Origin of the sequence: Rhizobium sp. M1, assembly GCF_002531805.1 — a bacterium.
In the GTDB taxonomy this organism is placed as follows: Bacteria; Pseudomonadota; Alphaproteobacteria; order Rhizobiales; family Rhizobiaceae; genus Rhizobium; species Rhizobium etli_C.
In genome coordinates, this window is record NZ_NWSW01000002.1 from 181090 (window position 1) to 202730 (window position 21641).

25 protein-coding genes are annotated in these 21641 nt (G+C 62.4%); 16 read left to right on the forward strand and 9 right to left on the reverse strand.

All coding sequences use genetic code 11. From position 1 onward, the window contains the following. Positions 1 to 48 precede the first annotated feature (48 nt). On the forward strand, positions 49 to 366 hold the full coding sequence (locus CO655_RS02980; RefSeq protein WP_010032496.1) for a MazG nucleotide pyrophosphohydrolase domain-containing protein: 318 nt from the start codon (positions 49 to 51) through the stop codon (positions 364 to 366). 19 nt (positions 367 to 385) lie between these two features. Here CO655_RS02980 and CO655_RS02985 read toward each other — a convergent pair whose 3' ends face one another. Together CO655_RS02985 and tldD are read right to left on the reverse strand one after the other, a co-directional pair. Further along, positions 386 to 877: a GNAT family N-acetyltransferase gene (locus tag CO655_RS02985; RefSeq protein WP_097663729.1), complete on the reverse strand. Its 492-nt coding sequence runs from the start codon at positions 875 to 877 to the stop codon at positions 386 to 388. 14 nt (positions 878 to 891) lie between these two features. Then, a complete protein-coding gene (tldD, locus tag CO655_RS02990) occupies positions 892 to 2307 on the reverse strand; it encodes a metalloprotease TldD (RefSeq protein WP_097663730.1) in 1416 nt (471 codons plus the stop codon). 212 nt (positions 2308 to 2519) lie between these two features. On the opposite strand from tldD, the gene CO655_RS02995 reads away from it, so the two are divergent. Then, entirely contained in the window at positions 2520 to 3071 is a 552-nt protein-coding gene (locus tag CO655_RS02995) for a hypothetical protein (protein ID WP_245423747.1), read from the forward strand. A 271-nt stretch (positions 3072 to 3342) separates the two neighbouring features. Here CO655_RS02995 and CO655_RS03000 read toward each other — a convergent pair whose 3' ends face one another. Next, positions 3343 to 3996 (reverse strand): invasion associated locus B family protein, encoded by a 654-nt coding sequence (locus CO655_RS03000; protein WP_097663731.1) that lies wholly within the window; start codon positions 3994 to 3996, stop codon positions 3343 to 3345. Between the two features lie 328 nt (positions 3997 to 4324). Between CO655_RS03000 and coxB the strand changes: the two genes are divergently transcribed. The 7 genes from coxB to CO655_RS03035 all read left to right on the forward strand — a co-directional run bounded on the left by coxB (position 4325) and on the right by CO655_RS03035 (position 10564). Then, positions 4325 to 5209: a cytochrome c oxidase subunit II gene (gene coxB / locus CO655_RS03005; protein WP_097663732.1), complete on the forward strand. Its 885-nt coding sequence runs from the start codon at positions 4325 to 4327 to the stop codon at positions 5207 to 5209. 18 nt (positions 5210 to 5227) lie between these two features. Then, positions 5228 to 6931: a cytochrome c oxidase subunit I gene (gene ctaD / locus CO655_RS03010; protein ID WP_097608857.1), complete on the forward strand. Its 1704-nt coding sequence runs from the start codon at positions 5228 to 5230 to the stop codon at positions 6929 to 6931. Between the two features lie 68 nt (positions 6932 to 6999). Beyond that, positions 7000 to 7950: a heme o synthase gene (locus CO655_RS03015; protein WP_097608866.1), complete on the forward strand. Its 951-nt coding sequence runs from the start codon at positions 7000 to 7002 to the stop codon at positions 7948 to 7950. Beyond that, positions 7950 to 8090, forward strand: a complete 141-nt coding sequence (locus tag CO655_RS33730) for a hypothetical protein (RefSeq protein ID WP_092752087.1) — start codon at positions 7950 to 7952, stop codon at positions 8088 to 8090. The genes CO655_RS03015 and CO655_RS33730 overlap by 1 nt, the downstream gene beginning before the upstream one ends. Continuing rightward, entirely contained in the window at positions 8087 to 8695 is a 609-nt protein-coding gene (locus CO655_RS03025) for a cytochrome c oxidase assembly protein (protein ID WP_097608856.1), read from the forward strand. Before CO655_RS33730 ends, CO655_RS03025 begins: the two co-directional genes overlap by 4 nt. Before the next feature lie 60 nt (positions 8696 to 8755). Then, positions 8756 to 9634 (forward strand): cytochrome c oxidase subunit 3, encoded by an 879-nt coding sequence (locus CO655_RS03030; RefSeq protein WP_097663733.1) that lies wholly within the window; start codon positions 8756 to 8758, stop codon positions 9632 to 9634. A 447-nt stretch (positions 9635 to 10081) separates the two neighbouring features. Then, positions 10082 to 10564 (forward strand): HIT family protein, encoded by a 483-nt coding sequence (locus CO655_RS03035; RefSeq protein ID WP_097663734.1) that lies wholly within the window; start codon positions 10082 to 10084, stop codon positions 10562 to 10564. A gap of 39 nt (positions 10565 to 10603) precedes the next feature. Here CO655_RS03035 and CO655_RS03040 read toward each other — a convergent pair whose 3' ends face one another. Then, complete coding sequence (locus CO655_RS03040) at positions 10604 to 11245, reverse strand: chloramphenicol phosphotransferase (RefSeq protein ID WP_097663735.1); 642 nt, start codon at positions 11243 to 11245, stop codon at positions 10604 to 10606. Positions 11246 to 11364: 119 nt separating this feature from the next. Here CO655_RS03040 and CO655_RS03045 point away from each other — a divergent pair, with 119 nt between their 5' ends. From CO655_RS03045 to rnhA, 5 genes are all read left to right on the forward strand, one after another. Further along, positions 11365 to 11745, forward strand: a complete 381-nt coding sequence (locus CO655_RS03045; protein ID WP_010029252.1) for a DUF983 domain-containing protein — start codon at positions 11365 to 11367, stop codon at positions 11743 to 11745. Continuing rightward, positions 11738 to 12493 (forward strand): SURF1 family protein, encoded by a 756-nt coding sequence (locus tag CO655_RS03050; protein WP_097663736.1) that lies wholly within the window; start codon positions 11738 to 11740, stop codon positions 12491 to 12493. Before CO655_RS03045 ends, CO655_RS03050 begins: the two co-directional genes overlap by 8 nt. A 243-nt stretch (positions 12494 to 12736) precedes the next feature. Beyond that, positions 12737 to 13738 carry a 4-hydroxy-3-methylbut-2-enyl diphosphate reductase gene (gene ispH, locus CO655_RS03060; protein WP_010032185.1) on the forward strand — a complete coding sequence of 334 codons (1002 nt, stop codon included), beginning with the start codon at positions 12737 to 12739 and terminating at the stop codon, positions 13736 to 13738. Between the two features lie 167 nt (positions 13739 to 13905). After that, positions 13906 to 14871 (forward strand): homoserine kinase, encoded by a 966-nt coding sequence (locus tag CO655_RS03065; RefSeq protein WP_097663738.1) that lies wholly within the window; start codon positions 13906 to 13908, stop codon positions 14869 to 14871. After that, entirely contained in the window at positions 14868 to 15323 is a 456-nt protein-coding gene (gene rnhA / locus CO655_RS03070; protein WP_010032196.1) for a ribonuclease HI, read from the forward strand. The genes CO655_RS03065 and rnhA overlap by 4 nt, the downstream gene beginning before the upstream one ends. 359 nt (positions 15324 to 15682) lie before the next feature. Here rnhA and CO655_RS03075 read toward each other — a convergent pair whose 3' ends face one another. The 3 genes from CO655_RS03075 to CO655_RS03085 all read right to left on the reverse strand — a co-directional run bounded on the left by CO655_RS03075 (position 15683) and on the right by CO655_RS03085 (position 17748). Beyond that, on the reverse strand, positions 15683 to 16756 hold the full coding sequence (locus CO655_RS03075; RefSeq protein WP_097608849.1) for a putative zinc-binding metallopeptidase: 1074 nt from the start codon (positions 16754 to 16756) through the stop codon (positions 15683 to 15685). Positions 16757 to 16845: 89 nt separating this feature from the next. Further along, positions 16846 to 17037 carry a CsbD family protein gene (locus CO655_RS03080; protein ID WP_010032200.1) on the reverse strand — a complete coding sequence of 64 codons (192 nt, stop codon included), beginning with the start codon at positions 17035 to 17037 and terminating at the stop codon, positions 16846 to 16848. 105 nt (positions 17038 to 17142) lie between these two features. Next, positions 17143 to 17748 (reverse strand): YqgE/AlgH family protein, encoded by a 606-nt coding sequence (locus tag CO655_RS03085; protein ID WP_097608848.1) that lies wholly within the window; start codon positions 17746 to 17748, stop codon positions 17143 to 17145. 141 nt (positions 17749 to 17889) lie between these two features. Between CO655_RS03085 and CO655_RS03090 the strand changes: the two genes are divergently transcribed. Together CO655_RS03090 and CO655_RS03095 are read left to right on the forward strand one after the other, a co-directional pair. Then, positions 17890 to 18732 carry a protein-disulfide reductase DsbD domain-containing protein gene (locus CO655_RS03090; RefSeq protein WP_176539204.1) on the forward strand — a complete coding sequence of 281 codons (843 nt, stop codon included), beginning with the start codon at positions 17890 to 17892 and terminating at the stop codon, positions 18730 to 18732. Positions 18733 to 18808: 76 nt separating this feature from the next. Continuing rightward, positions 18809 to 19294 carry a peroxiredoxin gene (locus CO655_RS03095; protein ID WP_096772253.1) on the forward strand — a complete coding sequence of 162 codons (486 nt, stop codon included), beginning with the start codon at positions 18809 to 18811 and terminating at the stop codon, positions 19292 to 19294. A gap of 54 nt (positions 19295 to 19348) precedes the next feature. On the opposite strand, the gene pcaD is transcribed toward CO655_RS03095, so the two are convergent. Further along, positions 19349 to 20137, reverse strand: coding sequence for a 3-oxoadipate enol-lactonase (gene pcaD, locus CO655_RS03100; RefSeq protein WP_097663740.1), 789 nt, complete (start codon positions 20135 to 20137; stop codon positions 19349 to 19351). Between the two features lie 151 nt (positions 20138 to 20288). Then, a complete protein-coding gene (locus CO655_RS03105) occupies positions 20289 to 21623 on the reverse strand; it encodes an MFS transporter (protein ID WP_097608845.1) in 1335 nt (444 codons plus the stop codon). Between the last annotated feature and the right edge of the window lie 18 nt (positions 21624 to 21641).

Here is a 21641-nt window from a genome sequence, read left to right on the forward strand (position 1 = left end):
ATTCATCGGGAATCGCGGTCTCCTTCCATAAACAAAAGGAGAACGCTCATGCTGCGCCGTCTCGCCGACCAGTTCGAAACCTCATCCGCCGCCCATGTCGCCGCCAACGGCATCGAACGCGATGCCGACTGGTTCCTCCTGAAGCTGCAGGAAGAAATGGGCGAGCTGACACAGGCCTGGAACCGGCTGACCGGCCGCGGCCGTGCCAAAGGCCGCTCGCCCGAGGAGATGCGGCGGGATCTGGCCGACGAGACCGCCGACCTCCTCGGCCACCTGCTGCTGTTTGCCCGCAGCAACGATATCGATCTTGCCGCGGCGATCGAACGCAAGTGGCTGTTTCAGCCGGCGGAGCTGCCGAAGAGCTGAGGCATATCGGCTGCGTGAATCAGCCGAGCTTGTAGCGATAGAACTTGTTGTCCACCGCCATCAGCGGGAAGGCGCGGGGCAGGGCGCTCTTGGCAATCTCGGTAAAACCGTTCTTCTCGTAGAAGCGATGGGCGGCGACGAACTTGTCGGTCGTGCCGAGGAAGATATCGGTTAGGCCGGCGTCCCTGGCATGGGCGAACATGCGATCGAGGAGCAGCGCCGCCACGCCGTGTTCGCGGCCGCGCACCTCGGCGGCGACGAACATCTTGCGCAGCGCCGCTTGGTTGTGGCCGATATCCTTCAAGCCCAGCGTCCCGACGATCGCGCCGTCCTTGACGGCGACCCAGAACTGCCCTTTGCCGGATTGGTAGAAATCCGGGATGACCCTCAGATCCGGCTGCGCATCGGCGGTGATATCGATGCCGAATTCTTCGCGCTGGATCGGCAGGATCACCGACAGCACGTCGTCGGCGTCGCCTTCGGCAAAAGGTCTGATTTCGATCTCCGCCATCAGCTCCTCCCGCCTCAGGTCTGCGTGCCGCCGACCGTGATCTGATCCATGCGCAGATGCGGCTGGCCGACGCCGACCGGAACCCATTGGCCGGCCTTGCCGCAATTGCCGATGCCGGTGTCGAGCTTCATGTCGTTGCCGATCATCGTGACCCGCTTCATCGCATCCGGGCCGTTGCCGATCAGCATCGCGCCCTTGATCGGCGCGCCGACCTTGCCGTTCTCGATCAGATAGGCCTCGGTGCAGCCGAAGACGAACTTGCCCGAGGTGATGTCGACCTGGCCGCCGCCGAAGGAGACGGCATAAATGCCCTTCTTCACCGAGGCGATGATTTCATCAGGCGTCTTGTCGCCGCCGAGCATATAGGTGTTGGTCATGCGCGGCATCGGCACATGCGCATAACCCTGGCGGCGGCCGTTGCCGGTGGCCGCCATGCCCATCAGCCGGGCATTCTGCCGGTCCTGCATATAGCCGACGAGCTTGCCGTTCTCGATCAGCACGTTGTAGCCGGAGGGTGTGCCCTCGTCGTCGATGGTGATCGAGCCGCGGCGGTTGTCGATCGTGCCGTCGTCGACGACGGTGACACCGGGTGCTGCCACCATCTGGCCGAGAAGGCCGGCAAAGGCGGACGTCTTCTTGCGGTTGAAATCGCCTTCCAGCCCATGACCGACCGCCTCGTGCAGCATCACGCCCGGCCAGCCGGAGCCGAGAACGACGTCCATCGTGCCCGCCGGCGCGTCGATCGCCTCGAGATTGACGAGCGCCTGGCGCAGCGCCTCGTCGGCACCGTATTGCCAGCTGCCCTCGGTGATGAAATCGCCGAAGCCGATGCGCCCGCCGCTGCCGTAGGAGCCGCTCTCCTGGCGCTCGCCTTGGCCGACCACGACGGAGATGTTGATGCGCGTCATCGGGCGGATGTCGCGCACCCGATGTCCGTCGGCGCGCAGGATGTCGACGACTTGCCAGCTCGCCGCCACCGAGGCCGTCACCTGCCGCACCTTGTCGTCCTTGCCTCTGAGATAGGCGTCGATATCCTGCAGGACCTTGACCTTTTCCTCAAAGCTCGGCTGGCCGATCGGGTTCTGGTCGCCGTAGAATTTCTTGTTGGTGCCCTGGGGGGCGGCGGCATAGGAGCCGGAATAGCCGCGCGTCACCGCGCCGACCGCATCCGCCGCCCGCTTCAGCGCCGCCACAGAGAGATCGCCGGCATGGGCATAACCCACCGCCTCGCCGGCGACGGCGCGAAGCCCGAAGCCCTGCTCGGTATTGAAACTGCCGCCCTTCAGCCGGCCATTATCGAAGGTCAGCGCTTCGGCCTGCGCATGCTCGATAAACAGCTCGCCGTCATCGGCGCCGGCGAGCGCCTCGGCGACAAGGCCGCGCATCGTGGCTTCGTCGGCATCGAAAAGCGTCAGGAGATCGGTGGTCATGGTCTGGCTCCAATGGGCATGCGTTCGGGAATGCGCTTACTCCCTAGATAGGGCTCCAACTGATAAGGAGTGAAGCCCTGTTGTGGAATATTCTTTGTTAGGCGGCGCGATCTCGGAAGATGGAACGTCCTTCGAAAGAGATGTAAGCGTTTTATCGTTTCGCGCCGGGTGGCAGCGTGGCTGTTTTGAGATGATCAGCTTTGGGGGCCGATTTGTTTGAAATAATGAGATATGGTGCGAGTGGGATCGTTCTCGCTCTTCTTTTTCCGGTGACGGGCCTGGCGGCCGATAACTGGCTTGAGAAGGTCTTTCCCGATCCGGAGGAATGCCTCGCTGTGGACGGAATGATCTACTTCGATTTTGACGAGAAACAGTTAGTGGTGAGAGGATATCAAAAAGCGGAGGTCCAAAAGCATATCGCTGCCGCGGATGTGATCGTTCGCGAGGAATGCAAGGGCGGCGCGGGGATTGCTTCGCCATTGATAAACAAGCCGGGCAAGTTCTTTGGAAATCAGTATTCCACATTCGAAATCCCGGCTTCAGGACAATCGAATGATGGGTGCTTCACAGCATCATCCTACAGCATCGTGTTCTCCAAGCCTGCTACGGCGCTCAGGGACGAGATTCAAAGGCGCAGTGGAAAAAGGCTGGAAATCTACTCTCCCAGCCATCGCCGCGACGGCAGTGCAGATGAGATGCCTGGCTATATCTTCGATGCTGGCGACCACGGCGAATATGTCTGCAGCTTTTCCGAATATGATTGAACTCGGAATTCACTGACCGAGCCGAAAGACAACACCTGCGGCGATGGGAGACGGCGCTGGGGAATTTACAGCGCGGCCGTTTGGCTGGAACGTCACCCCGTCCTCCGCCATCCCAGGCCTTGAGCCGAGGATCCATACCCCCGCCCACTGATGGATGCCGCTTGGATACTCGGGTCAAGCCCGAGTATGACGGAGGGTGGGATGAGCCTTTGGAGCAAGTGCAGCGAGGGAAGACGGAATGCGAGCCTAGTTGCGCTGCGCTCGCATGCCCTTACGGCAGCGCGTCGAAACCCTCGGCAAAACCCTTGAGATCGACGGGGATGCCGATGCCTTCTTCGGGGGTCTGGAAGACGATGAAGGTTGCCTGGGCGCCGCTGCGGAAGGTCTTCAGCAGCTCGTCCTCGAGCACGACCTCGGCATAGCAGCCATCGGCGAAGCAGCGCACGAAATAGGCGCGGCCGATATCCTTGCCGTCGACATTGAGGCCGAGGCCGTTCGGCAGCAGCACGCCGAGCGGTGCGAGCACGCGCAGGATCTTCGACTTGCGGTCGGCCGTCTTCAGGACGACGACGGAAAGCCCGACTTCCGGCCGGTCCTCGGCGATGACGTTCTGCATCAGCGCGCATTGTTCGGCCGAAGCGCCGGCCGGCTTGTCGCAGACAACGGACCAGGCGCCATGATTGGATTTCACCGTGCCCGGCGCCTGCGGCTGCGTCTGGCCGGGCGTCGCCGGTTCGACTTTCGGGCTGGCGGCGTTCGGCTGCTGCGGGGTGGGGGCAGGGGCAGCCGGGGCGGGCGCGGCCGGGGAGGGGGCGGGTTGCTGTGCGAAAACGGGCGTCGCCGCGGCAGCCGCGATGCTGGCAGTCACGACGAGCGACTGCGCGAGGGAACGGAAACCCATGAAAACCTCTGGATATCGAATCATTGCCGCTATTGTTGAAGCTGCCCACCGAAAATGAAAAGCCCCACCCCGTGAAAACCGGGGGACTGCGGCAGAAATTGGACCTTTCGGCAAGAATGTGCGGCGGCCGGATTGGCCCGAAAGGCGTTTTTTCATATGCTGATGAAAAACTTGGGATGTTTTGCCGTCCGGGCCTGCCTGCTCTTCGTGCCTGCGCTCTAAGCAAAAATGCCGCATAGACAATTGCTCTGGCCTGTTGCGGCAAATGCCAAACTGTGGTTTGAAGCGCTGAAGATGGCAAGGATTCTGCGTTGGTTTTGCAGGTCAAGCGCTCGAGGGAGATAATAAGGTGATGAAGAAGGCTTATGCAGCTCTGACCGCGCTGGTCTGTCTGCTTTTTGCTTCCGGCACATATGCCGACCAGCCGAAGCCGTGGCAGGCGACGCTGCAGCCGGCGGCGACGCCGATCATGCGGGAAATCCACTGGTTCGAACAATATACCCTGTGGTTTATCGTTCCGATCACGCTCTTCGTTCTGATCCTGCTCATCGTCGTCTGCTTCAAGTTCCGCGCCAGCGCCAATCCGGTGCCTTCGAGGACGAGCCACAACACGGTGATCGAGGTCATCTGGACCGTGGGGCCGGTCCTTGTGCTGCTCCTTCTCGCCATTCCCTCCTTCAATCTGCTGACGGCGCAGCTGACGCTGCCCGAAAACCCCGACGTGACGATCAAGGCGACCGCCACGCAGTGGCAGTGGAACTATGAATATGAGGGTTCGGGCGACAGCCCGCTCGCCTTCGATTCCTACCTCTTGAAGGATCAGGACCGCGCGGCTGCCGGCAAGGAAGACAAGTCGGTCTATCCCCGGCTTCTGGCCGTCGACAACGAGCTGGTCCTGCCTGTCAACAAGACGGTGCGCGTCCTCGTGACTGCAGCGCCGACCGACGTCATCCACGCTTTCGCCATGCCGTCCTTCGGCATCAAGATCGACGCCGTGCCGGGTCGCCTGAACGAAACCTGGTTCAAGGCCGAGCGCGAAGGCCTGTTCTACGGCCAGTGTTCCGAGCTCTGCGGCAAGGACCATGCGTACATGCCGATCGCCATCCGCGTCGTCTCCGAGGACAAGTACAAGCAGTGGCTGAGCGCAGCCGCCAGCGACCTGCCCGGCGCCTACAAGACACTCATGGCCGCAACCGATGGTCCCGCAAAGACCGTCGACGTTGCCGAAGCACAGTAATTAAAGGGGATCGGGACAATGGCTGGACCTTCCGCTCACGACGATCATTCTCACGCTCACCACGACCACGCGCATGATGATCACGACCATGGTCATGATCACGCGCACAAGCCGAGCTTTTTCGACCGCTGGCTGTTCTCGACCAACCACAAGGACATCGGCACGCTCTACCTGATTTTCGCGATCATTGCCGGCATCATCGGCGGCGCGCTGTCGGTGGCCATGCGCATGGAGCTGCAGGAGCCGGGCATCCAGATCTTCCACGGCCTGGCCTCGATGGTCTACGGCTACGAGGGCGATGCCGCCATCGACGGCGCCAAGCAGATGTTCAACATGTTCACGACCGCGCACGCGCTGATCATGATCTTCTTCATGGTCATGCCGGCGATGATCGGCGGTTTCGCCAACTGGATGGTGCCGATCATGATCGGCGCCCCCGACATGGCCTTCCCGCGCCTCAACAACATCTCCTTCTGGCTGATCGTTCCTGCCTTTATCCTGCTGCTGCTGTCGATGTTCGTCGAAGGCCCGGCCGGCGCCTATGGCACCGGCGGTGGTTGGACGATGTATCCGCCGCTGGCCACAAGCGGCACGCCGGGACCGGCGGTCGATCTGGCGATCTTCGCGCTGCACATTGCCGGCGCCTCGTCGATCCTCGGTGCGATCAACTTCATCACCACAATCCTCAACATGCGCGCTCCCGGCATGACGCTGCACAAGATGCCGCTGTTTGCCTGGTCCGTGCTGATCACCGCCTTCCTGCTGCTCTTGTCGCTGCCGGTTCTGGCAGGCGGCATCACCATGCTGCTCACCGACCGTAACTTCGGCACCTCGTTCTTCTCGCCGGAAGGCGGCGGTGATCCGATCCTCTACCAGCACCTGTTCTGGTTCTTCGGTCACCCCGAGGTCTACATCCTCATCCTGCCGGGCTTCGGCATGGTCAGCCACATCATCTCGACCTTCTCGAAGAAGCCGATCTTCGGTTACCTCGGCATGGCCTACGCCATGGTCGCGATCGGTGCCGTCGGCTTCGTCGTCTGGGCCCACCACATGTACACGGTCGGCCTGTCGCTCGATGCCCAGCGTTACTTCGTCTTCGCCACCATGGTCATCGCCGTGCCGACGGGCGTGAAGATCTTCTCCTGGATCGCGACGATGTGGGGCGGCTCGATCTCGTTCACCACGCCGATGCTCTGGGCGATCGGCTTCATCTTCCTGTTCACGGTCGGCGGCGTCACCGGCGTCCAGCTCGCCAATGCCGGTCTCGACCGGTCGCTGCATGACACTTATTACGTCGTGGCCCACTTCCACTACGTTCTGTCGCTCGGCGCCGTCTTCGCGATCTTCGCCGGCTGGTATTACTGGTTCCCGAAGATGACCGGCTACCTCTACAGCGAGTTTCTGGGCAAGCTGCACTTCTGGATCATGTTCATCGGCGTCAACCTGGTGTTCTTCCCGCAGCACTTCCTCGGGCTTGCCGGCATGCCGCGCCGCTACATCGACTATCCCGATGCCTTTGCCGGCTGGAACTACGTCTCCTCCGTCGGCTCCTACATCTCGGCCTTCGGCGTGGTGGTCTTCCTCTTCTGCGTCTTCGAAGCCCTGGCCAAGAAGCGCGTGGCCGGCGACAATCCGTGGGGCGAGGGCGCAACGACGCTCGAATGGCAGCTGCCTTCGCCGCCGCCCTACCACCAGTGGGAACAGCTGCCGCGCATCAAGTAAATTGCGCGGATAACAGGACGCCGCATCTTGATACGGCGTCCTGGCATTGAGACATTCAGGACGAAATGATGACGGTCATCGACAATCACGAGGCGCTTGCAGAGGACGGCGAATTGTCGGAAGCGAGCGCACGCGATTACTTCGAACTCTTGAAGCCACGGGTGATGTCGCTCGTGGTCTTCACCGCTTTTGCCGGCCTGGTGCTGGCGCCGGGTCACATCAATCCGGTCCTCGGCCTGATCGCCATCCTCTGCATCGCCGTCGGCGCCGGCGCCTCCGGTGCGCTCAACATGTGGTACGACGCCGATATCGACGCCATCATGAGCCGCACCGCCAAGCGTCCGATTCCGGCCGGCCGCATCGCGCCCTCCGAGGCGCTGGCCTTCGGCCTGGTGCTGTCGGGCTTTTCGGTCGTCATTCTCGGCCTTGCCGTCAACTGGCTGTCGGCCGGCATCCTCGCCTTCACCATCTTCTTCTACGCCGTCATCTACACGATGTGGCTGAAGCGCTCGACGCCGCAGAACATCGTCATCGGCGGTGCCGCCGGCGCCTTCCCGCCGATGATCGGCTGGGCCTGCGTGACGAATTCGGTGACGATCGAGAGCACCGTTCTCTTCCTGATCATCTTCCTGTGGACGCCGGCGCATTTCTGGGCGCTTGCCCTCTTCAAGATGCGCGATTACGAGGCCGTCGGCGTGCCGATGCTGCCGAATGTTTCCGGCGAGCGGGTGACCAAGCATCAGATCGTCGCCTATGCGGTGCTGACCGCGATCTGCGCGGTCCTGCCGTCCTTCCTGGGTTTTGCCAGCTACGGCTACGGCCTCGTCGCCGCCGCGCTCGGGGCGATCTTCGTCTACTGTTCCATCGCCGTCTGGCGCATGCCGGACGGCGATCTGAAGATGATCCCGGCGAAGAAGCTGTTCGCCTTCTCGATCTTCTATCTCTTCGCCGTGTTCTCCGCCCTGATGATCGACCGGCTGGCCGCCATGCTGGTCTCGTATGCGGGAGGTTCGTTCTGATGGATCTGGTCAAGCTCACCGAAAAGCAGATGAAGTCGCGCCGCAACCGCAACATCGCCCTCGGGCTGGTGCTTGCCGGCCTCGTCGTGCTTTTCTATGCGATTACGATCGTGAAGATCGGCGGGGGAACGGCCGGATGAGCGAAACCGCCGCCCCACGCAAGAAGCAGGGCCGCAACAACGGCGCCGTCGTCATGATGTGCCTGAGCTTCGTCTTCGGCATGGGGGCGATGAGCTATGCCGCCGTGCCGCTCTACCGCATCTTCTGCCAGGTGACCGGCTATAACGGCACGACGCAGCGCGTCGATCAGATGTCGAGCGTCGTCCTCGACCGGACGATGCGGGTGACCTTCGACGCCAATGTCGCGCCGGGCCTGCAGTGGGATTTCAAGCCGGTCGAGCGCGAGGTCAATCCGAAGATCGGCGAAACCATCCAGGTTAATTTCACCGCCGTGAATCGCTCCAACGAGACCCAGCGCGGCCAGGCGGTGTTCAACGTCACGCCGGGCGAGGCGGGCGTCTATTTCAACAAGGTGCAATGTTTCTGCTTTACGGAAACGGACCTGAAGCCGGGCGAGAAGCTCGACATGCCGGTGGTATTCTATATCGATCCGGAAATCGTCAAGGCCGTGGAATCGAAGAACATCCATACGGTCACGCTGTCATATACGTTCTACCCGAAAGAGGGTCCGAAGCCTGTTGCTTCGAATGAGGGTGGAGCGGTGAAGATTGAAAAGAAACTTTGATCAAGGCTCGTTTCCGGCTATGCCGGGAGCGAAGTGAGGAAGACATCCGGGGATAGCTACATGGCCGATGCGCACCAGAAGAATCACGACTACCACATCATCGATCCGAGCCCGTGGCCGATTCTCGCCTCGTTCGGCGCCTTCATCATGGCGCTCGGCGGCGTCTGCTACATGCGTTACCTGAACGGCGGCTCCTTCAAGTTTGCCGGCGCCGAGCTCGCCAATCCCTGGCTCTTCTACATCGGCCTCGTTGTCGTCCTCTACGTCATGTACGGCTGGTGGGCCGATACGGTGAAGGAAGCCCATGAGGGCGCCCATACCCGCGTCGTCTCGCTGCACCTGCGCTACGGCATGATCATGTTCATCGCTTCGGAAGTGATGTTCTTCGTCGCCTGGTTCTGGGCCTATTTCGACGCCAGCCTCTATCCGAACGAAGCGATCCAAGCCTCGCGGCTTGCCTACACCGGCGGCGTCTGGCCGCCGAAGGGTATCGAGGTCCTCGATCCCTGGCACCTGCCGATCTACAACACCGTCATCCTGCTGCTCTCGGGCACGACGGTCACTTGGGCGCACCATGCGCTGCTGCACAACGACCGCAAGGGCCTGATCCAGGGCCTGACGCTGACGGTGCTGCTCGGTATCTTCTTTTCCGCCGTCCAGGCCTACGAATATGCCCACGCGCCTTTCGCCTTCAAGAATTCGATCTATGGCGCGACCTTCTTCATGGCGACCGGCTTCCATGGTTTCCACGTCCTCGTCGGCACGATCTTCTTGGCCGTCTGCCTGCTGCGCGCACTGCGCGGCGACTTCACCCCGAAGCAGCATTTCGGCTTCGAGGCCGCCGCCTGGTACTGGCACTTCGTCGACGTCGTCTGGCTGTTCCTGTTCTTCTGCATCTACGTCTGGGGCGGCTGGGGCGCACCCGTCGCAGCCGGCTGATCGGAAGCGAGCTTCAAGTGAAAAGGCGGGCTTCGGCCCGCTTTTTTTGTGCGTAGTTCCCCACGCTCGCTGATCCCACGGCTGTTCGATTAGCGCCGAAAGCTGCCCCTCACCCTAACCCCCTCCCCGTAAACGGGGCGAGGGGACGTGCCTTGCGGGAGGTCAGCGGGGGGACGGAGAGGTTGCGGCAGACCTCCTTCGCCCCGTTCACGGGGAGAAGGTGCCGGCAGGCGGATGAGGGGCTCGTCCCCGCGATCGCTTGATACAAGACGAAACGCGTGAATGGATGCTCGGGTCAAGCCCGAGCACGACGGAGGGTGGGGCATACGATTCGCAAGAGCCGAACACTCATCCCGTGCTTTGTCATCGATAAGTATTTGCCTGACCCGGGAGTGATCAAGGGTGCTCCGTCCGCAAAATTCCTGAATTCATAGAGGAGTAGGCAATTTGGAGATTCCTGAGCGCTTTCACATTGTCGAAACCGAGGGATGGCTGGTGAACCACCGGATGAATTCCGCTCTTCCCGGTTATCTCATCATCAGCTCCAAGCTGGACACCAACGATCTTTCCGATTTGTCCGAAGCCGCATTGAACGAGCTTGGTCCCTTGCTGGCGAAAGCTCAGGACGTACTGAAGCGGAAACTGGGAGCGCAACGCATTTATATCGGCCGATATGGGCACTCTCCCGGCTACCCCATCCATTTTCATGTGATCCCGATCTACGATTGGGTGGAAGAACTGTTCTGGAAAGACAGCCGGTATCGCGTGCTGCAGAATTTTGCGGACGGACCGGGGGAAACTCCGACGGATGGCGCGGAACTGACGCTGTTCGTCTGGCGCGAGTTTTGCGAGCGGGCGGAGCCGCCCCAGGTTGAAGGGCGATCCGTCACGCAGACCATTGAATTGCTGCGGGAGGCAATGCGACCTTGATCGCCAACGCCTCTTTCACCTGCTGACGTTCTAACGCCATCAACGCCCGCCGGCGATCCGCTCGAAAGCCGAAGGCTCAGATATGCCGAGATCGAGGCGTTGGCGGATTGCTTCGGCGCATTCGAGAGCGGTCAGCACCGACGTATCGACTTCCATGTCGTAGATGCCGGGCCGGTGCACTTCGTCCTGCCATCGCTGCACCGGATCGGGGATCGGCACCTCTTCGCTGGCGCGGAGATACAGCGTCCCGCGCCCTTCTTGTTCAAGCTCGCGCCGCTGCATGATCGTCTCGATCGGACAGCGCACGCCGACGAACAGCACGGAAAATCCATCGAGACGCCGGGCGCAGTCGGCAAGTATGCCGAGCGGGCGCGAATAGCTGTCGTGATGGCCGAGATCGGCGACCACATTGAGGCCCAGGCCGGCATGGATGGCGATCGATTCGTAAAGGGCGGCATAGAGGAACGGGATCAGCTCTTCCAGCTCCGGCCGTTCGCCGCCGGGTCTGAGCCCGATGCCGGGCAGGTAGCGCTTCGGCGTCATGGCATTGTAGGCATCGACGCCGAGGTTGATCCACGGCCCCTCGAATTCCTCCTGGATTGCCCGGGCAATGCTGGATTTGCCGCTGCGCGGAGCGCCGTTCAGGATAATGATCTGTCCGGCATGGCTGTCATTGGTCATCAGTCTTCTTCTTCTGTTTGGCGCGAATCAGTGAGGCGAAACCGCGCAGGCATTTCCATTCGGGATGCGAATACTTTATGGGAGAGTTAAGGCAGCATGGAATTGTCAGAAGGAATGGCATGAACGAGGACAGCGCGCATTTTCCCCCTGTCGACCCTGTTAAAACGGGCATCAAGGGCTGCTGCCCGCGTTGCGGCCAGGGCAAGCTGTTTGATGGCCTGCTCGGGGTAAAGCCGCGTTGCGCTTCCTGCGGTCTCGATTATTCCTTCGCCGATTCCGGCGACGGTCCCGCTGTCTTCGTCATCCTTATCGTCGGCTTTATCATCATCGGCATGGTGCTCTGGCTGCAGGTGAATTACGGCCCGCCGATCTGGGTGCATATCCTGCTGTTCGGGCCGCTGACGATCATCCTGTCGCTGCTGACGCTGCGCTGGTTCAAGGGCATCCTGATCGCCATGCAATACCGCCACAATGCCCGCGAGGGACGCCTGAGTGACTGAAGTAGAGCATGTAATGGCGCGCCGCCGGCTGCCTGTCATAACAGGCATGCTGGTGCTGATTGCGCTTGCCATCCTGATTTCGCTCGGCACCTGGCAGGTCGAGCGCCTCCACTGGAAAGAGGGCCTGCTCGCCGATATCGCCACGCGCCAGGCTGCCGCCCCGGTGCCGCTGGCCGACATCGAGGCGATGGCGGCATCCGGCGGCGATATCGAATACCGCAAGGTCACCGCCAGCGGCCGCTATATCAACAACAAGGAGAGGCATTTCTTCGCCACCTGGCGCGGCCAGACCGGCTTTTACGTCTACACCCCGCTCGAGCTTGCCGACGGGCGCGTGCTCTTCGTCAATCGCGGCTTCGTTCCCTATGAGAACAAGGAGCCAGAAATGCGCATGCAGGGCCAACTGACGGATCAGCAGGCCGTCACCGGCCTGGCGCGGGCAAAACTTCCCGGCAAGCCCTCGTCGCTGGTGCCGGACAATGACGTCGCCAAGAACATCTTCTACTGGAAGGACCTCGACGTCATGGCCGAGAGCGTCGGGCTGGACAAGGGGCGCGTCATCCCCTTTTTCGTCGATGCCGATTCGACCCCCAATCCGGCCGGCCTGCCGATCGGCGGCGTCACTCAGGTCGATCTGCCGAACGACCATCTGCAATATGCCCTGACCTGGTACGGCCTGGCCGCCGTGCTCGTCGTCGTCGTGGCGATCTCCTGGTTCCGCAAACCCGGCAAGGCGCCTCGGCAATAGTATCGCTTCAATTCTCGGCCATATTGGGCTAGAGGTCGGTTGCCCCGCACGCGGGACGTCGCTGTTGAAGCTGGACGTTGCCAAGTTCTCCCTCATTCCTGTGCTCGTCACAGGAATCCAGTGCGCCCAAGTCATTGGGTGCGGAAGATGGACTTGGATGTTGACGGTCATTCACGGCGCCGACGCGCCGTGGCTGGATTCCTGTGACGGGCACAGGAATGAGGAATGCATAACGGAACAGACATGAATATTGCGGCGAAACCTCCCTTGACGATCAGGCTCTGCGGGCCGCGCGGCTTCTGCGCCGGCGTCGACCGCGCCATCCAGATCGTCGTGCTGGCGCTGAAATCCTATGGCGCCCCGGTCTATGTGCGCCACGAGATCGTCCACAATCGTTATGTCGTCGAGGGGCTGGAGGCCAAGGGCGCCGTCTTCGTCGAGGAGCTGGACGAGATCCCGGCCGAGCATCGCGCCCAGCCGGTCGTCTTCTCCGCCCATGGCGTGCCGAAATCCGTACCGGAGGATGCGGTAAACCGCAATCTCTTCTATCTCGACGCCACCTGTCCGCTGGTCTCCAAGGTCCACAAGCAGGCGATGCGCCACAATCGCCTCGGCCGCCATGTCGTCCTGATCGGCCATGCCGGCCACCCCGAGGTGATCGGCACGATGGGCCAGCTGCCGGAGGGATCGGTCTCGCTGATCGAGACGATCGAGGATGCCGACGCCTATGCGCCCGCCGACCCGGACAACCTCGGCTACGTCACCCAGACGACGCTCTCGGTCGACGACACCGCCGGCGTCATCGCCCGCCTGCACGAGCGTTTTCCCAACCTGACCGCGCCGGCCGCCGATTCGATCTGCTATGCGACGACTAATCGCCAGGAAGTGGTGAAGCAGGCGGCCCCCGGCTGCGATCTCTTCATCATCGTCGGGGCGCCGAATTCCTCCAATTCCAAGCGCTTGGTCGAAGTGGCGCTGCGGGCGGGGGCGAAGAAATCGATCCTCGTGCAGCGCGCCGCCGAACTCGACTGGGACGAGATCGGCGCGATCTCGACGCTCGGCCTTTCCGCCGGCGCCTCCGCGCCCGAGGTCATCGTCAACGAGATCATCGAGGCGTTCCGCGCCCGCTTCGACGCCCGCGTCGAGCTGGCCGAAACGGTACAGGAAACCGAGAATTTCCTGGTCAACCGCGAATTGCGCAGCATCGAGCTGACGGCGGCCGACATGGCCTTCGTCAACGGCTAGAACGGGATGATTTTAGGCCCGGTCGGCCTAAAATCTGAATCCTGTTCTAAATTAAAGAGTTAGAGCATGATGTCGTCCGAAAACCGCTGACACTTTTCGGCATCATGCTCTAGGCCGTCATCGCGGCCCCGGCCATCCATCATCCATAAGCAAAGACGAGACCTCACTTGGCAGTCTATACCGATATCGCCGAAGACGATCTGAAATGGTTCCTGACCGAATATGACGCGGGAAGCCTGCTCTCCTACAAGGGCATCGCCGAAGGTGTGGAAAATTCGAATTTCCTGCTGCACACCTCCAAGGAACCGCTGATCCTGACGCTCTATGAGAAGCGCGTGGAAAAGAGCGACCTGCCGTTCTTCCTCGGCCTGATGCAGCATCTTGCCGCCCGCGGCCTCTCCTGCCCGCTGCCGCTGCCGCGCCGCGACGGCGCGCTGCTCGGCTCGCTCTCCGGCCGCCCGGCGGCGCTGATTTCCTTCCTCGAAGGCATGTGGCTTCGAAAGCCGGAGGCGAAACACTGCCGCGAGGTTGGCCGGGCGCTCGCCCAAATGCATGTGGCGGGTGCCGGTTTCGAGCTGAAGCGCCCGAACGCGCTGTCGCTCGACGGCTGGCGGACGCTCTGGGAAAAGTCCGAGGCGCGCGCCGACGAGGTCGAGCCCGGTCTGCAGGATGAAATCCGCGGCGAACTCGATTTCCTCGCCGCCGCCTGGCCGAAGGGTCTGCCGGCCGGCGTCATCCACGCCGACCTCTTTCCCGACAACGTCTTCTTCCTCGGTGATCAGCTCTCCGGCCTGATCGACTTCTACTTCGCCTGCAACGACCTGCTCGCCTATGACGTTTCGATCTGCCTGAATGCCTGGTGCTTCGAAAAGGACGGCGCCTACAACATCACCAAGGGCACGGCGATGCTCGAGGGTTACCAGAGCGTGCGCCCCTTGAGCGGCGAAGAGGTCGCGGCTTTGCCGGTGCTGTCGCGCGGATCGGCGCTGCGCTTCTTCCTGACGCGGCTCTATGATTGGCTGACGACGCCCGAGGGCGCCATGGTCACCAAGAAGGACCCGCTCGAATATCTGCGCAAGCTGCGCTTCCACCGCCAGATCGGCTCGGCCGCCGAATACGGATTGAGCCTATGAAACACGTCGATATCTTCACCGACGGCGCATGCTCCGGCAATCCCGGCCCCGGCGGCTGGGGCGCCGTGCTGCGTTATGGCGACGTCGAAAAGGAGCTTTGCGGCGGCGAGGCGGATACCACCAACAACCGCATGGAACTGCTGGCGGCGATCTCCGCCCTGCAGGCGCTGAAGACCCCTTGCGAGGTCGATCTCTATACCGACAGCGCCTACGTCAAGGACGGCATCTCCAAATGGATTTTCGGCTGGAAGAAAAACGGCTGGAAGACATCGGACAAGAAGCCGGTGAAGAACGCCGAACTCTGGCAGGCGCTTGAGGAAGCGCGCAACCGCCACAAGGTGACGCTGCACTGGGTCAAGGGCCACGCCGGCCACCCGGAAAACGAACGTGCGGACGAACTCGCGCGCCGGGGGATGGAGCCGTTCAAGAAGGGCAAGGCGGTTTCGTTTTAAAGAGGCAGATAGTGGGCAGGATTGTATCCTCCCCCGCTCCCTCGGGCTTGTGACGGGTCAAAGATGGACGAGGCGATGCCACGTTCCCCTTCTCCCCAGCGGGGGTCCGAAGGACGGGCGAGACCCGTGGCTCGCCCCGGTCGATGCCGGCAGGCAGATGAGGGGGTGAGCGGCGGAGCCGCGAATGCGCTGAGCGTAGGCGAAGGGCAAGGAATGGCGTGCCGTGTGGCCGCCTCATCCGACCCTTCGGGCCACCTTCTCCCCGCGGGGGAGAAGAGGGAGCAAGCAGCGACCTTGGTAGCCCATAAAGGCCCACGGCATGAAATGATGCTTATCAAAAAAGTACGCTCTCACTCCACCTACTGCCTCGCCACCGCCGCCCCCTGGATCAGCCGGTGCAGATATTCGAGCTTGGCCACGACAGGTGAAGACAGCACGAAGGGGTAGGAGTCTGGTTGGCCCATGCTGCGCTGGATGGCGTTGATCGCCAGGCTGAGGGGCACCCAGGCGCTGACCAGCTGCTCGGCGCTTTTTGCCCTGTAAGGGATGAAATCCACCTCGCCTGATATTTCTTCGTGGCCGCGCGGATCGATGGCGATGCCGAAGGCGCGCGCCGTCTCCAGCGTGTCGACGATATGGAGGTAATGGGCGAAGCATTCGGCGAAATCCTCCCAGGGGTGGGAGGCCGCATAGGCGCTGATGAAATTGTTTTGCCATCCCAGAGGCGCGCCGCCGGCATAGTGATTTTGCAGGGCGGCCGCATAATCCTGCCGTTCGTCGCCGAAGACAGCGCGGAAGTCCGAAAGGCCGTCGCGGTCGCGCACCAGTTTGTTCCAGATGAAATGGCCGGCCTCGTGGCGGAAATGGCCAAGCAGCGTGCGATAGGGCTCGTTCATCGAGCTGCGCGCCTGTTCGCGCGTCGCATCGTCGGCTTCCGCCGCGCGGATGGTGATGAGGCCTTCCTCGTGGCCGGTCATAGCAGGCACGACATAGCCGTTATCCTGCAGCGAATCCTCGAGGAAATCGAAGACCAGCCCGCCTTGCGGATCTTGCGCCCGGTCGGGATGCGGCAGCTTCCAGCGCAACAGCGAATAGAACAGATGGCGCTGCGCCTGGCCGATGCGCCGCCAGCGACCGATGCCGTCCTCGGTATCGGTGTTCGGCACCAGCCGGTTGTGGCGGCAGGCGGCGCAGAACTCGCTGTCGCCGTCGCCCTCCACCAGCCAGTTGCAGATGTCGAGGCCGGCATTGGCGCAGAAGCGCACCTGCCGCTCGGGATCGGCAACGAGCTGCCAGACCATCTCGTCGCGCGGCTCCAGCGCATGCATGGCGAGATCACCGGGCAGGAAACCGAGGCGATGATTGCAGCGCACGCAGTGGCGGTTGTCGAAATGGACGACCTGATCGCAATTGTCGCAGGCAAAAAGCTTCATCGTATTGATCTCAGCAAAGCGGCGGCGGATTAAAAATGCCCGCCGCGCGAAGCGCAGCAGGCATGGTTCATCAAGGATGCGCTTGTGGTTCAGAGCCGGTCGACGGCGCCCTTGAGCTTGTCCTTGACCTTGCCGGTTGCGACCTGTCCCTTGCCTTTGGCTTCCTGGACGGCGCCCTTGGCCTGCATGTCGCGATTGCCGGTGGCCTTGCCGACGGCCTGCTTCGTCTTGCCGGCAATTTCGTTGGCCTTGCCTGAAATCTTGTCGCTGGTGCTACCCATAGGTCATGTCTCCTTGGTCGGCGTCGGACCTCTCGTCCGCGCCGGAAGGAAACGTCACTTGCGGCTATTCGTTCCAGCGCGCGTCAAGCCCGCCGCCGCGAGATGTTAGGCGTGTCCGGCCTCGGCCGAAAGCATGGCGGCGGTCACGCCCATGCCGGCGAGCGCCCGCTCGTATTTGTCCTCGAGGCTGCGGTCGAAGATCAGTTCTTCATTGGCCGGGCAGGTGAGCCAGCCATTGTTGGCGACCTCGGTTTCGAGCTGGCCGGCGCCCCAGGAGGAATAACCGAGCAGCATCGTCGCCCGCTTCGGCCCGACGCCCTTGGAGATGGCGCGCACGATGTCGAGCGTCGCCGTCAGGCAGATATCGTCGCTGACGGGGATCGAGGAGTCGCTGGAATAATCGTCCGAATGCAGCACGAAGCCGCGGCCGCTTTCCACCGGGCCGCCGGTCTGGATCGGGAAGTCGCGGGCGCGCTGCGGCAGCACGATCGGCTCTTCCTGCTTGATCATGTCGAGATGCAGCAGCACATCGGTGAAGGTCAGGCTCTGCGGCCGGTTGATGACGAAGCCCATGGCGCCGGCATCCGAATGCGCGCAGATGTAAATCACGGTGCGCGCAAAATTGCGGTCCTCCATGCCGGGCATGGCGATGAGGAATTGGCCATCGAAGAAGCCACGTTCCCGTCTGTTCTTCAGCGTCGATAAGGACATCGTTCCTCCTGCTGCCAGACCGCACCAAGGCCCCGACAAGAGAAGGATGGGCCAATGTCACCAATCAATCAACTGAAAATGAAGATTATGTGGCCGTCCGCTTCTGGCGGCCAAACGGGACTTTCGGTAAACCTTTGTTCCATGATGATTATTTCTTTGGCACCGCGCCGGCTTTTCATGGCGGCCATTTCGCTCGCCGCAGCGCTCGCCCCGTTTTGTTCCGCGCAGGCGGAAATGAGCGCCTGGGCCGAGGCCGAGGGCGGCCGCATGCGCCTCGTGGCGCTGGCGCCCGATGCCGGCGGCAAAATCCGCGCCGGCCTGCAGATCCAGCCGAAACCCGGCTGGATCACCTATTGGCGCGAGCCCGGCAACAGCGGCATCCCGCCTCACGTCACCATCGCCCCGGAAAGCGGCGTGGCGCTCGATGCCATCGGCTATCCCGTCCCCAAGCATTTTTTCAAGGGCGGGATCGAGGATATCGCCTATGACGCACCGGTGACGCTGCCATTGTCGCTGACGGCATCAGGCAACGGCCCGGTCGCGATCGACGCGACGGCCTTCATCGGCATCTGCAAGGACATCTGCATCCCCTTCCAGGCGAATTTGGCGGTGAAGCTCGGCCCGGCCAAGCAGTCGCAGCCGGAGGAAAAGGGGATCCTCGCGGCCGCCGATGCCGCCTTGCCGAAGCCGCCTTCGGCCGATTTCAAGGTCGCGGCGTACGCCATGTCGTCCGACAGGACGGCGCTGTCGCTGACGCTCACCCTGCCCGGCGGGGGAAGCGGCGGCGCGCCCGATATCATCGTCACCGGCCCGAGCGGCTATGCTTTCACCAAGCAGGTCGGCGGCAAACGCGATGGCGCAGCCTTCAAGACCGACATTGCAATCGGCAAGCTGCCGAAGGATTATGACCTATCCGGCAAGCGCTGGAGCGTGCTTGTCATCGATGGCGACAAGGCGATGGAGACCACGCTTGCCTTTGACTGACCGGCACTTATAGTCGCCCCATCCCCGGCGGCGCCCGCCGCCAGCCCGAACCCCAAGAAGCCCGAGGAGAAAACCTATGACCATCGCGATTGGCGACAAGCTTCCGGCCGCCACTTTCAAGGAAAAGACCGCCGACGGCCCGGTCGAAATCACCACCGATCAGCTCTTCGCCGGCAAGCGCGTCGTGCTCTTTGCCGTGCCGGGCGCCTTTACGCCCACCTGCTCGCTGAACCACCTGCCGGGTTACCTCGAAAACCGCGACACCATCCTCGCCAAGGGCGTCGACGACATCGCCGTTCTGGCCGTCAACGATTGGCACGTGATGGGCGCCTGGGCGCAATCCTCCGGCGGCCTCGGCAAGATCCATTTCCTCGCCGATTGGGACGCCGGCTTCACCAAGGCCGTCGGCCTCGAAGCCGACCTCTCCGCCGGCGGCCTCGGCCTGCGCTCCAAGCGCTATTCGATGCTGGTCGAAGATGGCGTCGTGAAGGCCCTCAACGTCGAGGAAAGCCCCGGCCAGGCCACCGTCTCGGGTGCTGCCGCGATGCTGGAACTGCTTTGAGTTTTTCATTGCTGACAGTAAAAGGGGCGGCCGGTCGGCCGCCTTTCCGAGTTGTCAATCGTCGAGAAACTCGCTCAGCGCAGCATTGAACACCGATGCCGACTCGACATTGACGATATGACGCCCCGGCAATGACAGATGACGACCCTGCCGCACACGAACGGCGATGCTCTCCAAATCGGACGGCGGACATACCGGATCTTCTTTTCCTGAGACGGCAAGCAGGGGGTTGGTGATCCGCGTGATTTCTTCCCGCAAATCCGTGGTTGCCAGAGCCGCGCAACCGCCGATATAGCCCTGGACCGTTGTCGCGGTGAAACGATCGAGAATGTCGCGCACGATGCCAGGTTGGCCGGCGTTGAACGCCGGCGTGAACCAGCGTTCTGCCGTGGCCGCGGTAAGCCCGCCAAGGCCGTTTTCCCGCACGGCCTCCATACGCGCGACCCAGCTTTCGGCGGTGCCGATCCTGGCGGACGTCGCACACACAACGATCTTGCCCAGACGTTGTCCGGCATGAATGCCCAGCCATTGCCCGGTCAGGCCGCCGATGGACAGGCCGCAGAAATGCGTTTGCTCTATCTCCAGCGCATCGAGCAGCGCGAGGACATCCTTGCCGAGGTCTGACAGCGCATAAGGCGGCGGCGGCGCCGACGAGTGACCGTGGCCGCGGCGGTCATAACGCAGCACGCGGTGGTGCTGTGACAATGCGGCTGCCTGTGCATCCCACATGTGCAGATCGGTTCCGAGCGAATTGCAGAACATGAGCCACGGCTTGCCTGCCGCACTCCTGTCACCGTCGATGCGATAGTGCAGGCGGTGGCTGGCGAGATCGAGATAGGGCATGGCTTGACGACTTTCGGTTTTTAGAAGTGTCTGGAGGTAATTTCCCGACGATCCGGCCGAACCTCCTATCCAGGCGTCGGCGCAGTTGCGACGCGAAGGCGCCGGCGGCCACATCGGGATGGCCGTCGGCGGAAGCATGCGTTCCGCACTCTTATGCGGCAGCCAGCACGATGGCGCCGGCGCGGCGGGCGTTGCTGATCGCGAAGACCAGCATGGCGAGCGCCGAGACCGCCGCGGGAATCGCGAAGATCAGGAAGTTCTGCTGCAGCGGCAGCTGTTGTGCCAGAAGCACGCCACCGAGGGTCGGGCCGACGATGGCACCGATACGACCCACGCCGGACGCCCAGCCCAGCCCCGTCGAACGGACGGAGAGGTTATAGAGCTGCGCGACGCTCGCATAAAGCAGGATCTGCGTGCCGATGGTGGTGGCGCCGGCGATGAAGATCGCCAGGAACAGCAGCCCGGCAGGCAGATTGAAACCAATCAGCGCGATCGACAGGGCCGCCGCCACGAAGAAGCCGACGACGACCTTCGGAAGGCCGAACCGGTCGCCCAGCCAACCGCCGGCGATGGCGCCGACCATGCCGCCGAAGTTGAGTGAGAAGAGGCTGACAAGGCTCGCTCTTTCGGCATAGCCGGCTTCCTGCAGCACTTTCGGCAGCCAGGACGACAGCAGATAGACAAGCAGCAGGCAGCAGAAGAACGCCACCCAGAGCATGAGCGTGCGCAACGTGCGCTGGTGGCGGAACAGTTCGGCGACCGATGCGGACGCGCCCTTGGTTTCGGTGAAGACCAGCATGTCGTCTTTGCCGAGGCGCGCCAACGGATCGATCTTCGCATAGATCCGTCTGGCTTTCTCCTGCTGGCCCTGGCGGATCAGAAAGCCAAGGGATTCGGGCAGCTTCCAGAGCACCAGCGGCAGCATCAGCAACGGCAGGGCGGCGACGAAGAACATCGGCTGCCAGCCATATTGCGGGATCATGCCGATGCCGAGCCCTGCGGCAACCATGCCGCCGACGGAATAACCGGAGAACATCAGCGCGACGATGGTGCTGCGGAGCCGCTTAGGAGCATATTCGTTCATCAGCGCCACCGCATTGGGCATCAGTCCGCCGCAGCCGAGACCGGCGACGAAGCGAAAGATTTTGAACTGGTCGGGTGAACTGGCAAAACCGGTCAGAAGGGTGGAAAGGGTGAAAAGCACGAAGCTGATCGCAATGCCCTTCTTGCGTCCGATCCTGTCGGCCAGGGAGCCGAAAGCGAGGGCGCCGAACATCATCCCGAACAGCGCCCAGGCCTGCAGCGCGCCGGCCTGCGGTTTGGTCAGGCCCCATTCCGCAATCAGCGTCGGCAGCACGGTGCCGGCGACGAAGACGTCATAACCGTCGACGATCAGCAGCAGCGCGCAGAGCGCCACCACCGACCACTGAAATCTTCCGAATGGATTGTTGTCTATCGCTTCATTCACATCGATCGTGCGCATCATGGCTCCTCCCTGAGTTTT

What these genes read in the sequence shown, in the direction of transcription:
- coxB (WP_097663732.1), top strand. Translation starts at nt 4,325, where the DNA reads ATGAAGAAGGCTTATGCAGCTCTGACCGCGCTGGTCTGTCTGCTTTTT.
- CO655_RS02985 (WP_097663729.1), bottom strand. Translation starts at nt 877, where the DNA reads ATGGCGGAGATCGAAATCAGACCTTTTGCCGAAGGCGACGCCGACGAC.
- CO655_RS03045 (WP_010029252.1), top strand. Translation starts at nt 11,365, where the DNA reads ATGAACGAGGACAGCGCGCATTTTCCCCCTGTCGACCCTGTTAAAACG.
- CO655_RS03000 (WP_097663731.1), bottom strand. Translation starts at nt 3,996, where the DNA reads ATGATTCGATATCCAGAGGTTTTCATGGGTTTCCGTTCCCTCGCGCAG.
- CO655_RS03025 (WP_097608856.1), top strand. Translation starts at nt 8,087, where the DNA reads ATGAGCGAAACCGCCGCCCCACGCAAGAAGCAGGGCCGCAACAACGGC.
- CO655_RS03040 (WP_097663735.1), bottom strand. Translation starts at nt 11,245, where the DNA reads ATGACCAATGACAGCCATGCCGGACAGATCATTATCCTGAACGGCGCT.
- CO655_RS03105 (WP_097608845.1), bottom strand. Translation starts at nt 21,623, where the DNA reads ATGATGCGCACGATCGATGTGAATGAAGCGATAGACAACAATCCATTC.
- CO655_RS03075 (WP_097608849.1), bottom strand. Translation starts at nt 16,756, where the DNA reads ATGAAGCTTTTTGCCTGCGACAATTGCGATCAGGTCGTCCATTTCGAC.
- ispH (WP_010032185.1), top strand. Translation starts at nt 12,737, where the DNA reads ATGAATATTGCGGCGAAACCTCCCTTGACGATCAGGCTCTGCGGGCCG.
- CO655_RS03030 (WP_097663733.1), top strand. Translation starts at nt 8,756, where the DNA reads ATGGCCGATGCGCACCAGAAGAATCACGACTACCACATCATCGATCCG.
- rnhA (WP_010032196.1), top strand. Translation starts at nt 14,868, where the DNA reads ATGAAACACGTCGATATCTTCACCGACGGCGCATGCTCCGGCAATCCC.
- CO655_RS33730 (WP_092752087.1), top strand. Translation starts at nt 7,950, where the DNA reads ATGGATCTGGTCAAGCTCACCGAAAAGCAGATGAAGTCGCGCCGCAAC.
- tldD (WP_097663730.1), bottom strand. Translation starts at nt 2,307, where the DNA reads ATGACCACCGATCTCCTGACGCTTTTCGATGCCGACGAAGCCACGATG.
- CO655_RS03095 (WP_096772253.1), top strand. Translation starts at nt 18,809, where the DNA reads ATGACCATCGCGATTGGCGACAAGCTTCCGGCCGCCACTTTCAAGGAA.
- ctaD (WP_097608857.1), top strand. Translation starts at nt 5,228, where the DNA reads ATGGCTGGACCTTCCGCTCACGACGATCATTCTCACGCTCACCACGAC.
- CO655_RS03090 (WP_176539204.1), top strand. Translation starts at nt 17,890, where the DNA reads ATGATGATTATTTCTTTGGCACCGCGCCGGCTTTTCATGGCGGCCATT.
- pcaD (WP_097663740.1), bottom strand. Translation starts at nt 20,137, where the DNA reads ATGCCCTATCTCGATCTCGCCAGCCACCGCCTGCACTATCGCATCGAC.
- CO655_RS03080 (WP_010032200.1), bottom strand. Translation starts at nt 17,037, where the DNA reads ATGGGTAGCACCAGCGACAAGATTTCAGGCAAGGCCAACGAAATTGCC.
- CO655_RS03085 (WP_097608848.1), bottom strand. Translation starts at nt 17,748, where the DNA reads ATGTCCTTATCGACGCTGAAGAACAGACGGGAACGTGGCTTCTTCGAT.
- CO655_RS02980 (WP_010032496.1), top strand. Translation starts at nt 49, where the DNA reads ATGCTGCGCCGTCTCGCCGACCAGTTCGAAACCTCATCCGCCGCCCAT.
- CO655_RS03015 (WP_097608866.1), top strand. Translation starts at nt 7,000, where the DNA reads ATGACGGTCATCGACAATCACGAGGCGCTTGCAGAGGACGGCGAATTG.